Consider the following 16,737-nt stretch of genomic DNA (forward strand, 5'->3'; position numbering starts at 1 on the left):
GGTTTATCAAAGATAATTCTAGTTGTTTATTTTACAAAAAGAGTTACAGCTTTTTAGCAAGTATATTTCTTAAAAACGGACAATATGAATCAATCTGTTTTTATCCGTTATTGTAATTTTTCTTTTATCGGATGTTATCAGTCCGTCATGTTGCATATTGGTCAGTTCTCGTTCTAATGACTGGCGGGATACCCCGAAATACTCGGCTAATGCACTTTTGGTTTTATCCAGTTCTATGGTATCCTCTTGTTTTATTTTCGATAAGTTAAGTATATATACAGCCAGCTTCTGACGGATAGTCCTGAAAGACATAAAATGGAGCTTCTTACTTAACCGGGATGCGAAGTCGGCAGATATATCCAGATAATTTTTTAATAGAGTCTGGTTCATACTCAGCATTCTGAGCACCGATTGTTTTGGTATCACCAATGCAGTGACATCTTCCCGTGCTATTGCCTGAACAGGAAAACGGTTGTCGGGACCGAATAGGAACAGGATGGCCAGAGGGCTTGGCGCATATATATCCTCTACTTTTACAATCTTACCTGACGGATCAGTCATTTCACCCTTTACACTGCCCGAAAGGAGTATGATGAGCCTGTTGCATAGTTCGTCCTGTAGGGCTAGGATCTCTCCTTTTCTAAATTCTGTCTCGGTTATTTTCAGTTCCGAAAATATCATTTCTATTTCTGCTTCATGTATCGAACGAAAAAGCGGAATCTTTTTTAATGCTGTTAAATCCATATCCTAATCTGTGTATTCAAAGATAAAGATATAATTATTTTGGCTAACGTCGCATATGTGACATATTTCAAACGTACTACCAACTTAATTTTGTAAAAAATAAAAAGGGTAGATAATGAAAAGAACGATCATAAAAATAGATGAGGAGCTATGTGACGGTTGTGGTGCCTGCGTATCAGGTTGCCACGAAGGAGCTTTGCAGCTTATCAATGACAAAGCCGTTATGATTAGTGATCTCTATTGCGACGGTCTCGGTGCCTGCATAGGTGAATGCCATGCTGGTGCTATTACACTCGAAGAACGTGAAGCTGAACCCTATGATGAGTATGCTGTGATGGAACGCATGCTCCCGAAAGGGGAGAAGGTAATACTCGCTCACCTGAACCATCTGAAAGAGCATGAGGAGTACGAACTATTGCATCAGGGATTAGAGTATCTGAAAAAGCATAATGTGAAAGTGAACTTTCCTGCCGAAAATAAACAAAACTCAATTACGCAGGACAAACCCGCTTGCGGCTGTCCGGGCAGCATGATGCAGGAGATTAAAAGGCCTGCCCCATCCGGATTCACGATGGCTGCGCCTGTGATAGTACAACCATCCGAACTGAGACAATTTCCTGTACAGCTTCATTTACTAAATCCGAATGCCGGATTTCTTCGAGGAGCCAATCTGTTACTGGCTGCCGATTGTACAGCGTTTGCCAGTGGCGAGTTCCATAGCCGTTTCCTAAAAGGTAAGGCTCTTGCTATTGCTTGCCCTAAGCTAGATAGCAATACTCAGTCTTATATAGACAAGTTGGTTGAGATGATTGATGTCGCTAAAATAGATACTTTAACGGTACTTGTTATGGAAGTTCCATGCTGCGGAGGACTGGTTCGGATAGCACAGATGGCAAGGGAAGAGGCTAAGAGGAATGTACCAGTGAAAGTAATTGTACTTTCGGTGCAGGGCGATGTGAAAAAAGAAGAATGGATATAATCACTAACTAAAAAATATTATCATGGACATGTTTTGTTTTCAATGTCAGGAGACAGCTAAAGGCACAGGTTGTGCATTAATGGGTGTGTGCGGTAAAACTCCGGAAGTTTCGAATATTCAGGATTTACTGTTGTTTGTAACCAGAGGAATCGCGGTATACAACAACGAGTTGAGAAAAGAAGGAAAGGCTTCATCTACAGCAGACAAGTTTATTGTCGACGCTATGTTTATCAGTATTACCAATGCTAACTTCGATTTTGAAGCAATAAAGGAGAAAGTAAAGGAAGGTTTATCACTGAAAGCCGAATTATCTGCCCGGCAGGGAAATACATCTATTGTTCTACCGGACGAATGTACATGGAATGGCGATGAATCCCAGTTCATGGACAAAGCGCTTGAAGTAGGAGTGTTGCGTACGAAAGATGAAGATATACGTTCGCTGAAGGAACTGACGCATTACGGGCTTAAAGGTATGGCAGCCTATGCAGAGCATGCTTATAATCTGGATAAGACGGATGATGAGATATACATGTTTATGCAGCGCGCATTAGCTGAAATTACTAGAGAGGATATTTCAGTAGACGAACTCGTTGCCTTGGCTCTCGAAACAGGTAAATATGGTGTACAGGTAATGGCACTACTGGATGCGGCCAATACCGGACGATTCGGGAATCCTGAAATCACACAGGTAAACATCGGTGTGGGAAAGAATCCGGGAATTCTTATCAGCGGGCACGACCTGAGGGATATTGAAGAACTTTTACAGCAGACCGAAGGTATGGGAGTAGATGTTTACACACATAGCGAGATGTTGCCGGCGCATTATTATCCGCATCTGAAAAAATATAAACATCTGGTCGGTAATTATGGCGGTGCATGGTGGCAACAAAAAGAAGACTTCGAGTCATTTAACGGACCAATCTTATTCACTACAAACTGTATCGTACCTCCTTCCAAAAACGCGACATACAGAGGGCGTATATTTACCACAGGTGCTTCAGGCCTTGATGGTGCAAAACATATACCGGAACGTAAAGGCGGGAAACAGAAAGACTTTTCGGAAATAATAGGAATGGCGAAAAACTGTCAGGCTCCGAAGGAAATCGAAAACGGAACAATCGTAGGTGGGTTTGCCCATGCACAGGTAATGGCATTAGCCGACAAGGTTGTAGATGCCGTAAAATCGGGCGCAATAAAGAAATTCTTTGTAATGGCAGGTTGTGACGGACGCATGAAAGGCCGTAATTATTATACTGACTTTGCAGAGGCATTGCCTAATGATACGGTTATTCTTACCGCCGGTTGTGCCAAATACCGTTACAATAAACTGCCATTGGGCGATATAGGCGGTATTCCGCGTGTATTGGATGCCGGACAGTGTAACGATAGTTATTCATTGGCAGTTATCGCACTCAAGCTGAAAGAAGTATTCGGGCTGGAGGATATTAATGACCTGCCTATCGCCTTCAATATAGCATGGTACGAGCAAAAAGCGGTGATAGTGTTACTTGCTCTGCTTCATCTGGGAGTGAAGAATATACATCTCGGACCAACTCTTCCGGGATTCCTTTCTCCGAATGTAGCGAAAGTATTGGTTGAGAATTTCGGAATCGGAGGTATCTCTTCTGTTGAGGAGGATATTGAAATGTTCCTTGCCAGCTAAGGATATCAGATAAATATATAATGAAAGCCGGATGCATGAAGTGAGCCCCAAAGTTTGGACAAAAAACTTTGGGGTTTATTTATGAATAAAACACATTCCTTTTCCGACCGTCTCATGTATATGCATCTGCTTGAAGACGGTTACAGTATCAATTACGTAAGTACAAAGTATGGGATCGGTTTTAAGCTCTTAACTTGTTTGTGGATTCAGTATAAGCAGCATGGTTTAGAAGCCTTACGCAAAAAGAAGAATATTTGTGCAAGTGGAGAGCTAAAGCGTACAATAGTCTCCGATATTGAAAATAATCATTTATCTTTGGTTGAAGCTTCGTTAAAATATGGAGCAAGCGACAGCCGTATATCCACTTGGCTACGGATAGCCAGAACTGACGGTTTGAATGCGCTTGATATTACAAAAAAACGAGGCCGCGCAAAAGGTATGGGAAGACCTAAGAAGAAAGCACCTGAGACGGAACTCGAAAAGCTCCGTGAAGAGAATCTTAAGCTCAAAATAGAGAATGAGCTATTAAAAAAAGTGAAAGCCTTAGTCGAAGAAAAGGAAGCCCGTCTACGCAAGATTGGGCGCAAGCCATCCAAGGACTAAGGCAGAAAGGTCATGATCTTCAAACAATACTGAGGATCCATGGGATGGCTCGCTCAACCTTCTATTATCATATATCCCGTATTAACAGCACAGACAAATATGCTGATATAAGAAAACGTATAGTTGATATTTTTGAAGCTCACCACAAACGTTATGGGTATCGTCGGGTGTATATGCAGCTCCTAAATGAGGGATATTTGATTAATCATAAGACGGTGCAAAAACTTATGGCAGAAATGCATCTGAAATCAAAAGTCCGTAAGGTAAAATATAAGTCATATAAAGGAGAAGTTGGCAGGATTGCTCCTAACGTACTTAATCGTGACTTTAAAGCTGAAAAGCCATACCGAAAATGGGCTACAGATGTTACTGAATTTAAAATTGAGGGTAAGAAGGCATATCTTTCTCCTATTATTGATATGTTCAATGGGGAAATCATATCTTATACCATATCCGACAGTCCTGATTTAAAGATGGTTATGGATATGATAAAAAAGGCTCAAAATAAAGTGAACATAACCGGCGAACTTATTTTGCACTCAGATCAGGGATATCATTATCAACATAAGCAATATCAGATGACACTTAAAAAGAATGGAATTATACAAAGCATGTCTCGCAAAGGTAATTGTTTGGATAACGCTGTTATGGAGAATTTCTTTGGCATTATGAAGTCTGAATTACTATATTTGAAGAAATTTAAGAGCATCAGTGAGTTTAAAAAGGAACTGACAGAATACATCGAGTATTATAATAATGAGAGAATCAAACTTAAATTAAAAGGAAAGAGCCCGGTAAAATACCGAACTCTATACACTTGAATTTTTTATTAATCCGTCCAACTTTTTGGGGTCAGATCAGCATTAGTGTATCCGGCTTTTATTTTGTGATTATATGGGGCTATTAATGCGGTTAAGATTATTCGTATTGTATAAAATTGTTCAATTGCATCAGTCGTTTTTCGTGACTTGGCATAATCAAAATAAATTTTGTTTCTGTTCTTGCTATTTAAAACGTTCAATTTATTTCGACTCCACTTCGTTTCGTCAGCATGTTCATTTTGGCATTGCCCAAAACGAACCAAAAGGCTAGTGCTCGTTCCCCGGCGACCCAAAACCGAAGCTGCGGCGGAGCAAAATAATACTGGCTCATCTATAGCTCGATTATCAGATTTGTATAGCAGCTACTCTATTTTGCTCTTCGCCTTCGCTTTCGGATTGGGTGCCCCGCCTTGAGAACGAAGGCACGGGGGGCTGACGCACGAGTAAGCAAAGTCCTTTGGAGAATTAAATCCGCGTCAGCCTTGCGCCGTATGCTTCATGGCCGGGCACCCGTCAGAAGAGTTAGGCTAAAAACGAAAACGTGTTTGAGCTTATCTGCTGATTCGTATTTTATGTTTTTTGGAGCGAGTTTTTTCGTTTAGCCGTCTCTGCTGTTAACGGGTCGGCCTTTGAAGCGGGCGCTAAAGCGTTTTTGGTTCCTTTTGCGGCTTTGGGCAAAAGGAACACAAGGAATTTTTAATTCCGCGTAGAAAAAAATGTGGAAAATAAATCCAACCTTTTATTTCAACTTATTAACACGGAAGGGCTTTCTCAATTTGAATAAACATGAATACTATTCTGTGCAGCAGGGAGATAATTGACGCCAATCCAGGTAATCATAAGTAAAACAAACGCAATTGGCAGCATCCATAAAACAAACTTGACATGATATTTTTGCAGCCGCATATGGATATAGACTAAATATCCTGCTGATGTAATAAACGCCCATGTCTCTTTCGGGTCCCACGACCAGTAGTGTCCCCATGCCTCCTTTGCCCATACTGCTCCCATGAGCATTCCCAGTATGAGGAAACCGAAACCGATATAAACAACATTATCCATCAGCTTGTACAGGTTATCATCCAGCCTGTCTTTTTTCAGATTTACCAACTGAATAATAGCAGCGATGGTCGCAGCCCCAAGCATGGCATAGGATAAAATATAGACTGTGACGTGCGGCACAAACCAATAGCTTTGGAGGGCAGGCATCAGATTGGTCGAATGTATTTCCGGCTTGAATATATTTACACAGACAAAAACACAGGCGACCAGGCTGGAGAATGACAACAGCCATTTATATTTCCAGTGCTTGTATGTAAAATAACCAACTGTTGCCAGAAAGAATGAGTACCATAACCGGGTTTCACCTATTGTACGGAGCGGAGGGCGTTCCTGTCCTATCCACAATCCAATGATAAACGCGGCGAAAATAACGATACCGGCTATCATCAATCCTTCTAAGATAAATGTTTTCTTACATTTATACACCAGTACTCCTGCGCTTATCCAGCAAATCATTGCAGGTATTGCAAACCAAAGAAATTCATCCCAAGTCATCTTCCGCCTTTCTTTTTTTGTTTCCCGACCATAATAAACATATCGATCCTATAGCTAATAAGATAATCCCGGCATAGACAGGATAGAGCCACGGGTCGTATACCAGTTCCATGCTGCTGTATGTGGACATTCTGCCGGCCTGATTGTCATATCCGTACTGGTAGATAGTCCAACTGCCTATTCTTAAAGGTTTATTTACTTCCAGAACCGCGTGCTGTTCGCTTCCGTCTTCCATAAATACATCTATGTCCGACAGGAATCTCTTTGGCTCGGGTTGTGTCATTACAATACAATATTGAGAGTCGAGAGGTAATGTCATATATAACTGTGCCATATTGCCTCCGCATACCCATCCTTTACGCATTTCGCCTGTTTGTATGTTTTTTGCCGATACTTTTGCTGCCGGACTGGAGCCGGGCATAGGCACAGCCTGATAAGTACTGTCGCTGTTGCGTACTGCCTGATGGATATATTCTTCAAGTCTGATATCCCATTTATCGAGTGTGCCGTTAGGCCTCTTTTCGTCTATCTGGAAATAATCAGGTTTGTTTTTAGGCTGTGATTCGCCGCTTTCCCTGTCTATGATTGTGAGTTTGGGCGGGTATTCTTCCATCTCGAAATCGTTGAGCTGTATGGCGATGGGAAGTTCCAGCACGTCTTTGTTTTCGCTGTAGACACGCCATTCCACTTCACCTTCGCGGACATGCATTACATATCTCTTTATATCGGCGGCTCCCAGCCCTGCGGCAAAAAGGAGAATCCAGAGCCCTATATGATTGAAATAGAAAGCATAATCCTGCTTGCGGAAAGCGACCAGCCTTCTTACAATCAGTGAACCTAAGGAAATCAGCGTAAGGAAATATATCAGCACGAAAGGCCAGCTGCTTGTTACCTGCCTGAATCCAAGCACCGTAAATATATCTTTATCGTGAGGATCGAGACGCGCGAATTGCGGAGTAAGTCCCATTATCAGCCCCAATACCAACAGCGCAGCAATGAGGGTTACTGAAAACGGAACACCGGAGATCCATTGGTAAAAAGCGCTTTTTCGGGCGAATGAGAGTAATATGAGAAATGCTATTACCGCGCCACCGAGGATAAGGTTGACCGGAGCCTGTAGCAGATAAAAGTCAAACTTTCCGACTGTAATCTGAAGCATAAAACCAATGAAGGCAAAACCTGCCACAAAAGCGATACTTTCTTTGTACCGCCACGGGAATTGCCACATCTTACGTTGTTCTTGTTCCATATGTATATGAACAGAAGAAAGTGTTTATCTCAAAAGTAAAATGCACTATCAAAGTGTTATACTTTTTGTCATTGGCTCCGCTTCGCTCTGTCGAACGTTGTTTCTGAATGAAATGAAGAATTTCGACTATGCGGTAAAGAGATGTTTCACTCCGTTCAACATGACAAAAGGATTATAAAATTACTTTTGAGGCAAACACTTTCTCTTTTTAAATTTACCGTTTAAATATTTGCTGTTAATTTTCCTTCTTTTTTAGCTTTTTCGAGCCATTGAGGAACTACTGTTTTTATCCAGTTGTCTTTTTTATCTTTCAGCGTCTTCATATCCAGGCCGATATATCCCTGCGCCTTATCTTTAGTCGATATATCCGGCATCTGCATATCGGTTACTCCATGGCTGAACAGTACTTTCTGTAATTCAAGCTGGGCAAGCATTGTTTTGTCGAGGCTGTGAGCCAGTATACGCTGAGTTTCCACCGGAGCATGGAAGGACGCTCCGTGAGAAGCTACCGCGAAGTCCCAGCGCCATTGTGCCTGACGAAGCAGTTTGAGCGAAGCTGCCATTTCTTTGTCGTCTGCCCCTTTGTCCCATGCTGTTTTAGCCATGATATGGGCTTTCGACAGTTCCTGTTCTATACGGTCGCGGATTTCCAATGCTTTATCCTGATATTGGTAAACATAGTTTTTCAGGTTCTCTTCACTGTCTCTGTGACAGGTCTGGCAGGTATTCGCTACATTCTTCAACGGGCTCATCACCTGATGATTCGAGTATTTTATACCGCCTTCCGACATGTATGGCATATGGCAATCGGCACATGACAGGCCACGTTGTGCATGAGGTCCCAGCAGGAATATTTCATAATCCGGGTGTTGGGCTTTCAACATAGGGGTTTTACTTAAGGCATGTGTCCAGTCTGTAAATTCTGCTTCGTCGTAATATTTCTCCATCGCTTCCACAGTCATGCCTCCATCCCAAGGGAATGTCAGATATTTATTATCTTTTGTAAAATAATATTCAACATGGCATTGCGCGCAAACCAGCGACCGCATTTCCTGAGGTGTGGCCTGAGTGATATCTTTTCCCTGACGTTGAAATGCTTCTATTAATGCCGGACGGGTAATTGTCAGATTCATCGTAACAGGGTCGTGACAGTCTGCACAGCCGATAGGGTTTACTACCTCCGCACCCCAATTACTCCATTTGGCTTTATAATAGTTCTCAATACCTTTTTCGTGCATCAGGCGTGGTACATCGGGGCTTTTGCATGTCCAGCAAGTACCCGGCTGCATATCGCCCTCTCCGTTTTCGGGACATCCTGTACGAAGCGTATTGCGTACGTCCTCGACGGCATGCATATGTCCGCGCGGTGCGGAATAGTCACGCGAAAAAGCGTATCCGGCCCATAGGACTACCATTTCGGGACGCGATTCCAGTACATCTTCGGGCATATTGCCCAGATGCTTGCTTTTGAAATCCATATCGGCAGTCTTTTTCCACGTATTATACTCTCTCGGGTAGTTTATGCCCCATTCTTCATTGTGAGGGTTTATCCCGGTTATCTCTATTTTTTTATTGTTGTACAGTGTAGCTATTTCGGCACGGCGTTCTGTTATGGAGGCAGCCAGGATGCCTAATGCAAACACTCCTACCATGACAACGGCAAATATGCCCCATCCGATAATCGGTTTCCGTTTGATTGCTTCTGCTAATTTCTTGAACATAATTTATAGAGTTTTTAGTTGTTTATTTTTATAGGTTTAGATTCAGTTTTTATTCATTCTCTTCTTCAGCCACTCCGGTACGGGTGAGGCGGGTAGGGGAACAATCGCGTTAGGCGAAGAGGACAAATTGCTTATCTTGGAATGGGGCACTTGTGTGTGGCAGTCCCAGCAAGCTTTGCCTTTGCCTTCCTGTACATCGCAGTAACTAATCATACCTGTATTTACAAATTCGGTATTGAGTTGCGTGTGGCAACGGATGCAGTTGTCCATTATCACCCCATAGCTCTCGTCCCGTGGACGGATTACCTGTGGTTCTCCATTTATGGTAAATACGGCGGCATGGTAAAGCCCGTCTTTTGCTTTAAATGCATATTTACTGATTATGTTGTCCTGCGGTACGTGGCAGTCGTTGCAAGTAGCCCATTGCGCGTGCGAACTATGGTTCCATGACTGGTAGTATGGAGTCATAATGTGGCAGTTGATACATGCTGCGGGATCGTCCGAAAGGTAGGAGTGAGCCCTCGACATATAGACTGAGTATCCTCCCAATCCGACTATAATACCTCCTACGACAAACAGAGGTACTATAAACTGGTTAGGTATATGGCTCAGGAATTTTTTNCAACATAGGGGTTTTACTTAAGGCATGTGTCCAGTCTGTAAATTCTGCTTCGTCGTAATATTTCTCCATCGCTTCCACAGTCATGCCTCCATCCCAAGGGAATGTCAGATATTTATTATCTTTTGTAAAATAATATTCAACATGGCATTGCGCGCAAACCAGCGACCGCATTTCCTGAGGTGTGGCCTGAGTGATATCTTTTCCCTGACGTTGAAATGCTTCTATTAATGCCGGACGGGTAATTGTCAGATTCATCGTAACAGGGTCGTGACAGTCTGCACAGCCGATAGGGTTTACTACCTCCGCACCCCAATTACTCCATTTGGCTTTATAATAGTTCTCAATACCTTTTTCGTGCATCAGGCGTGGTACATCGGGGCTTTTGCATGTCCAGCAAGTACCCGGCTGCATATCGCCCTCTCCGTTTTCGGGACATCCTGTACGAAGCGTATTGCGTACGTCCTCGACGGCATGCATATGTCCGCGCGGTGCGGAATAGTCACGCGAAAAAGCGTATCCGGCCCATAGGACTACCATTTCGGGACGCGATTCCAGTACATCTTCGGGCATATTGCCCAGATGCTTGCTTTTGAAATCCATATCGGCAGTCTTTTTCCACGTATTATACTCTCTCGGGTAGTTTATGCCCCATTCTTCATTGTGAGGGTTTATCCCGGTTATCTCTATTTTTTTATTGTTGTACAGTGTAGCTATTTCGGCACGGCGTTCTGTTATGGAGGCAGCCAGGATGCCTAATGCAAACACTCCTACCATGACAACGGCAAATATGCCCCATCCGATAATCGGTTTCCGTTTGATTGCTTCTGCTAATTTCTTGAACATAATTTATAGAGTTTTTAGTTGTTTATTTTTATAGGTTTAGATTCAGTTTTTATTCATTCTCTTCTTCAGCCACTCCGGTACGGGTGAGGCGGGTAGGGGAACAATCGCGTTAGGCGAAGAGGACAAATTGCTTATCTTGGAATGGGGCACTTGTGTGTGGCAGTCCCAGCAAGCTTTGCCTTTGCCTTCCTGTACATCGCAGTAACTAATCATACCTGTATTTACAAATTCGGTATTGAGTTGCGTGTGGCAACGGATGCAGTTGTCCATTATCACCCCATAGCTCTCGTCCCGTGGACGGATTACCTGTGGTTCTCCATTTATGGTAAATACGGCGGCATGGTAAAGCCCGTCTTTTGCTTTAAATGCATATTTACTGATTATGTTGTCCTGCGGTACGTGGCAGTCGTTGCAAGTAGCCCATTGCGCGTGCGAACTATGGTTCCATGACTGGTAGTATGGAGTCATAATGTGGCAGTTGATACATGCTGCGGGATCGTCCGAAAGGTAGGAGTGAGCCCTCGACATATAGACTGAGTATCCTCCCAATCCGACTATAATACCTCCTACGACAAACAGAGGTACTATAAACTGGTTAGGTATATGGCTCAGGAATTTTTTTATCATGGTATACTAATTTAAGGTCACAGACCTATTTGTTACTTGTTGTGTAAAAGAACGACAGTGATTTATGATTTTATATTGTATCATTAAATCCTTTCTTTTACTTAGTATTTAAATTTTCCTTAAAACGCAATTTGCAGTTGTGCTATCACTACATTTGAATTTTGCGCATCCCATTTGTTCGAATAGTCCGAATAAGTATAGTTGAGTTGTACCCGGCACTGAGGATAAAAATAATAATTTATTCCGACAGTATAATCAATTACCTCACTATTAATATCTTTATTCCTGTTATAGTAATCGGCTTTTAGTAAGGTGTTCAGTTTTTTTGGAACAAGGTAATACAGCCCCATGGCATAAACTCCTTCCTTTTCTATTCCACCATCGTTGCCATTTATCCACTCGGCACGGGCATTGAAACGTTCCGATTTATAATCCGCGCTCACATACCATCTGTCGCGTACGTGGTCGGATGTCACCGTTTCTCCGGCTCTGGCATACGAGGCCTGTCCAAAGTAGACTCCCCCTCCGACCCTCAGCCCTTGTACGGGTTGGAGCAATAGCATTCCGGCAAAGTCTTTGGCATTGTTCGTTTCGCCCGTGGTAACACCTGTTCCCTGAAATACACCGGCGGAGTATTGCAACAGGTTATGCTTTTCCATAGGGAAAAGTTCTCCTGAAATCATTGCTCCGGCATCGCGGCCGAAATTGTTTTTATTGTTTTGTTTTTTCAATACATCGTCCTCTCCGGCATATCCTACCAGATTGGATATGGTGCGGGAATAGGCCGCTGTTTCCAATGTGGCCGGTACATACTGACTTTCCAGTGTGAACGGGCTCTTGAATTGTCCTACTTTGAAATTGAACTCTTTGGCTGCCGTCCATTCTCCCCAGAATTCCTGAACGGATGGATTTACCATCTCTAAAAGAAAACCGTAGCGGAACGAATCGTTTAGTTTTCCACTTACCGATATAAACAGATTTTTAGCTTTGAAGTCGTTGTGTATTTTGTCTACATCGGAATATCTGTACATGAATTGTCCGTTTCCTCCAAACTGCATATAAGGAGTATTGAAAGCTTGCCTTACTTTTTCTACTTTCTGAGGAAGGGTTGCTTTTTGTTCTTTATTTGCCGTTTCTTTTTTAATTTCATTGGCTTCAGACTGGGTAAGTACATTTTTTTCAACCAGTTTCTTCAGTAACTCGTCAGATTCCTGTGCATAGAAAGTGCTGAATGATAAGCAAAAGATTATAAAAACAAAAAATTTCTTCATTTTTACAAGTATTAGATATTTCATTATACAAAATATGCGAATATTCTGCAAAAAATGTGTAATAAATATTACACCTTGAAAATGAATGTTTCTTAAAGAGCAGTTTTTGTAGCTGTAAGAATAGTATGTTTGTTGAGAAAGTTTATCTATGTAGTAAGCTGTTAGCTGATAGCTCTTTGAAATATTGAAATAAGTAGTAAGTTTTAAGTAATAAGTTGAAAAAGTGTAACCTTTGTTACTTTTTGGGGAACTGTTACCTTTTTGCGTCTTAGAGTCTTTGCGAGAAATTTTTAACCACGGAATAAAAGGAGTCCGCGGAGTTTTTAGAAGAAAAAGTGACAATAAAAATTGTGTAAAAAGTGTCAGGTTTGTCAGGTTTTGTACATAAGCTATTGGCTAACAGCTATCAGCTAAAAGCTGAAATATGTGTTACTTTTGTTACCTTTTAATAAAGAAGATGCTTCGCTCTGCTCAACATAACAAGCCAATTATTAATTATTCATTCTTAATTATTAATTGCTTTCTGTTATTTTTTTCTTCTTTGTAATAGATGTTGCCTAAAACATATTTTGATAAGAAAAAAGAACAACGTAATTTTAGGGGAGTTTATAAATGTTAACAATAAAAAAACGAAGAGTATGAAAAAAGTATTGTTTTCCACTCTGATTCTATTCATTTTTATGTCGTGTACAACAACCAATAAAAACGCCTTCAAAGAGGCAAAAGCCCCGATAGCCGAAAAGAAAGAGCATCTCCGTATTATACACGGGGATACCGTGAATGATGAATATTACTGGATGTATGACTTTTTTGGTAAAGGGCCGGACAGTACATTGGTAGTAGATTACCTGAAGGCGGAGAATGCCTATCTGGATACTGTAATGGGTGGTACAGCCGGTTTTCAGGAAGCATTGTTTAATGAGATGAAAGGCCGGATAAAAGAAACGGATGAAAGTGTGCCGACCTTCAAAAACGGTTACTATTATTATACGCGAACCGAAGAGGGAAAGCAATATTATAAATATTGCCGTAAAAAAGGGAGTCTTGAAGCCTCGGAAGAAATACTGCTCGATGTGGATAAAATGGCAGAAGGACATTCTTATTATGCTGTCGGCGGAGTTTCTGTCAGCGATGACAATAAACTGATGGCCTATGGTGTGGATGAGGTGAGCCGGAGACAATACACTATCTACTTCAAAAATCTGGAGACAGGTGAGGTTTATAAAGAAACGATTCCGAATACAAGCGGAGGGGCTACATGGGCGGCGGATAATAAGACTGTATTTTATACATCGAAAAATCCGGTCACCTTATTGTCGGAAAAAATCAAACGCCACACTTTAGGCTCGAATGCATCTTCGGATGTGACTGTATATGAAGAAAAGGATAAAAGCAATTATATAGGAGTAGGTAAGACCAAGAACCGTAAGTATATCTTTATCCAGTCACAGGCAACCTTATCGTCAGAGACATTCTTCATCGAAGCCGACAAGCCGGCTTCTGCCTTCAAATCATTCCAGCCAAGGATGAAAGATGTATTGTATGATATAATTCCTTTGGCCGACAGGTTCCTTATCCTTACCAATAAGGATGCGAAGAATTTCCGCGTAATGGAATGCTCACTGGATAAAACGGGTGTGGATAACTGGAAAGAATATATTCCTCACCGTGCAGACGTATTGCTGGAAAGCATTGATGAATTTAAAGATTTTATCGTGCTCGAGGAACGGAAAGAAGGACTTGTAAAGCTTTGTGTACGCAGCCTGAAAGACGGGAAAGAACATTATATTGATTTCGGAGAGCCTACTTATATGGCTTATACGGCTTCGAATCCGGAATACGAAAGTAATATCGTCCGTTATGGGTATACATCTATGACTACGCCGAGCTCTACATTCGATTACAATATGGATACTCATGAGAAAACGCTTATGAAAGAACGCGAAGTAGTGGGAGGATACAACAAAGAAGATTATCAGACCGAAAGATTGTATGCTACGGCCAAAGATGGAACAAGAGTACCTATCTCGCTTGTGTACAAGAAGACGACAAAGAAAGATAATAAAACTCCATTGTTGCTTTATGGCTATGGAAGTTATGGTGCCAGTATGGATGCTTCTTTCAGCAGCAATCGCCTGAGTCTTTTAGACAGAGGATTCATATATGCGATAGCTCATATTCGCGGAGGTCAGGAAATGGGGCGCCAGTGGTACGAAGACGGTAAGCTGATGAAAAAGATAAATACATTCACTGATTTTATCGACTGTGGCGAATTCCTAGTGAAAGAAAATTATACCGGCAAGGAGCATTTATATGCTCAGGGAGGTAGTGCCGGAGGGCTTCTTATAGGTGCGGTTATAAATATGAATCCGGGCCTTTGGAATGGAGTGATTGCCGATGTGCCTTTTGTGGACGTGGTGAATACTATGTTGGATGAAAGTATTCCTTTGACAACGAATGAGTTTGACGAATGGGGAAATCCTAAAGATAAAGATGCATATTTCTATATGAAAAGTTACAGCCCTTACGAAAATGTAGAAAAGAAAGACTATCCGAATATACTTGTCACCACAGGTTTGCACGATAGCCAGGTGCAATATTTCGAGCCGGCCAAATGGGTGGCTAAGCTAAGGGATATGAAGACCGACAATAATGTGCTGTTGCTGAAAACGAATATGGAATTCGGGCACGGCGGGGCCAGTGGCCGGTTCGACTACTTGAAAGATATTGCTTTAGATTATGCTTTCTTATTCACATTGGAGGGAATAGACAAGTAGGATTATAAAAGATAAGCCCTGCTATATGGCAGGGCTTTCTGTTTAAAGACAGTACGAAAATATACTATCAGTATTCTTCCGGCACATTTTGATGCTCTTGAAATTCTATATATAACAAAAAAAGAGCAACCTTCCGGCTGCTCTTTCTTATATATTAAGCTATCGTATATTATGCGTTAACTTTAGCCATGTGAGCGATAAGCTCAAGCATTTTAGTTGAGAATCCCCATTCGTTGTCATACCAGCTAACAACTTTAACGAATGTTGGGCTCAATTGGATACCAGCTTTTGCGTCGAAGATAGAAGTACGTGCGTCTCCGATGAAATCAGAAGAAACAACAGCATCTTCAGTATATCCAAGAACACCTTTCAATTCGCCTTCAGAAGCTTCTTTCATAGCTTTACAGATATCTTCGTAGCTAGTTTCTTTAGCTAGACGAGCAGTTAAGTCAACAACAGAAACGTCAAGAGTAGGAACACGCATTGACATACCTGTAAGTTTTCCGTTAAGCTCAGGGATAACTTTACCTACAGCTTTAGCAGCACCTGTAGAAGAAGGGATGATGTTACCAGCAGCAGCACGTCCGCCTCTCCAGTCTTTAGCTGAAGGTCCATCTACTGTTTTTTGAGTAGCAGTAGTAGCGTGAACTGTAGTCATCAAAGCCTCAACGATACCGAATTTGTCATTCAATACTTTAGCGATAGGAGCAAGACAGTTTGTAGTACAAGAAGCGTTAGAAACGAATTGCTCACCTTTTTCATATTTATCGTGGTTTACTCCGCAAACGAACATACGAGTATCGTCTTTAGAAGGACCAGACATAACTACATATTTAGCACCAGCGTCGATGTGACCTTGAGCTTTAGGTTTTTCAAGGAAAAGACCTGTAGACTCTACGATATATTCAGCGCCGATTTCATTCCATTTCAAGTCAGCAGGATTTTTTTCAGCAGTTACACGGATAGCGTTTCCGTTTACTACCAATTTGCCGTCTTTTACTTCAACTGTACCATTGAATTTTCCATGAACAGTATCGTATTTTAGCATATATGCCATATATTCAACATCGATAAGGTCATTGATACCAACAACTTGAATGTCACTTCTGCCTTGTGCAGCACGGAATACCAGACGACCAATACGTCCAAAACCGTTAATACCTACTTTAATCATTTTGTTTTTAATTTTATAGTTAAATAATCGAGTATATCCTATTTAAACGCTTTAGTAGGAATAAAATATTTATGTTATAAAACATC

General features: G+C 41.6%; 13 protein-coding genes and 1 pseudogene. 5 read left to right on the plus strand and 9 right to left on the minus strand.

The features are described from left to right. Positions 1-69 precede the first annotated feature (69 nt). A complete protein-coding gene (locus tag QZL88_RS14625) occupies positions 70-744 on the minus strand; it encodes a Crp/Fnr family transcriptional regulator (RefSeq protein ID WP_296942254.1) in 675 nt (224 codons plus the stop codon). Between the two features lie 115 nt (positions 745-859). Here QZL88_RS14625 and QZL88_RS14630 point away from each other — a divergent pair, with 115 nt between their 5' ends. From QZL88_RS14630 to QZL88_RS14645, 4 genes are all read left to right on the plus strand, one after another. Next, complete coding sequence (locus QZL88_RS14630) at positions 860-1,723, plus strand: 4Fe-4S binding protein (RefSeq protein WP_296942256.1); 864 nt, start codon at positions 860-862, stop codon at positions 1,721-1,723. A 22-nt stretch (positions 1,724-1,745) separates the two neighbouring features. Then, positions 1,746-3,386: a hydroxylamine reductase gene (hcp, locus tag QZL88_RS14635; protein WP_296942258.1), complete on the plus strand. Its 1,641-nt coding sequence runs from the start codon at positions 1,746-1,748 to the stop codon at positions 3,384-3,386. An 81-nt stretch (positions 3,387-3,467) separates the two neighbouring features. Beyond that, complete coding sequence (locus tag QZL88_RS14640; protein ID WP_296941046.1) at positions 3,468-3,989, plus strand: hypothetical protein; 522 nt, start codon at positions 3,468-3,470, stop codon at positions 3,987-3,989. Then, positions 3,911-4,810 (plus strand): IS3 family transposase, encoded by a 900-nt coding sequence (locus QZL88_RS14645; protein WP_296945052.1) that lies wholly within the window; start codon positions 3,911-3,913, stop codon positions 4,808-4,810. The genes QZL88_RS14640 and QZL88_RS14645 overlap by 79 nt, the downstream gene beginning before the upstream one ends. Positions 4,811-5,581: 771 nt before the next feature. Here QZL88_RS14645 and ccsA read toward each other — a convergent pair. From ccsA to QZL88_RS14680, 7 genes and pseudogenes are all read right to left on the minus strand, one after another. Further along, on the minus strand, positions 5,582-6,367 hold the full coding sequence (gene ccsA, locus QZL88_RS14650) for a cytochrome c biogenesis protein CcsA (protein ID WP_296942260.1): 786 nt from the start codon (positions 6,365-6,367) through the stop codon (positions 5,582-5,584). Continuing rightward, entirely contained in the window at positions 6,354-7,616 is a 1,263-nt protein-coding gene (locus QZL88_RS14655) for a cytochrome c biogenesis protein ResB (protein ID WP_296942262.1), read from the minus strand. The genes ccsA and QZL88_RS14655 overlap by 14 nt, the downstream gene beginning before the upstream one ends. Before the next feature lie 221 nt (positions 7,617-7,837). Continuing rightward, positions 7,838-9,268 (minus strand): ammonia-forming cytochrome c nitrite reductase, encoded by a 1,431-nt coding sequence (gene nrfA, locus QZL88_RS14660; RefSeq protein WP_296945087.1) that lies wholly within the window; start codon positions 9,266-9,268, stop codon positions 7,838-7,840. 111 nt (positions 9,269-9,379) lie between these two features. Continuing rightward, complete coding sequence (nrfH, locus tag QZL88_RS14665; RefSeq protein WP_296945089.1) at positions 9,380-9,949, minus strand: cytochrome c nitrite reductase small subunit; 570 nt, start codon at positions 9,947-9,949, stop codon at positions 9,380-9,382. Between the two features lie 10 nt (positions 9,950-9,959). Continuing rightward, a pseudogene (locus QZL88_RS14670) lies at positions 9,960-10,733 on the minus strand (ammonia-forming cytochrome c nitrite reductase subunit c552); the annotation flags it as partial. A gap of 111 nt (positions 10,734-10,844) precedes the next feature. After that, a complete protein-coding gene (gene nrfH / locus QZL88_RS14675; protein ID WP_296942264.1) occupies positions 10,845-11,429 on the minus strand; it encodes a cytochrome c nitrite reductase small subunit in 585 nt (194 codons plus the stop codon). Between the two features lie 119 nt (positions 11,430-11,548). Beyond that, positions 11,549-12,700: a porin gene (locus QZL88_RS14680; protein ID WP_296942266.1), complete on the minus strand. Its 1,152-nt coding sequence runs from the start codon at positions 12,698-12,700 to the stop codon at positions 11,549-11,551. A gap of 638 nt (positions 12,701-13,338) precedes the next feature. On the opposite strand from QZL88_RS14680, the gene QZL88_RS14685 reads away from it, so the two are divergent. Continuing rightward, positions 13,339-15,477, plus strand: a complete 2,139-nt coding sequence (locus QZL88_RS14685; protein ID WP_296942268.1) for a S9 family peptidase — start codon at positions 13,339-13,341, stop codon at positions 15,475-15,477. 169 nt (positions 15,478-15,646) lie between these two features. Here QZL88_RS14685 and gap read toward each other — a convergent pair whose 3' ends face one another. Beyond that, positions 15,647-16,651, minus strand: coding sequence for a type I glyceraldehyde-3-phosphate dehydrogenase (gene gap / locus QZL88_RS14690; RefSeq protein WP_006801304.1), 1,005 nt, complete (start codon positions 16,649-16,651; stop codon positions 15,647-15,649). Positions 16,652-16,737: the final 86 nt, after the last annotated feature.

The organism is uncultured Dysgonomonas sp., from assembly GCF_900079725.1.
GTDB lineage: Bacteria > Bacteroidota > Bacteroidia > Bacteroidales > Dysgonomonadaceae > Dysgonomonas.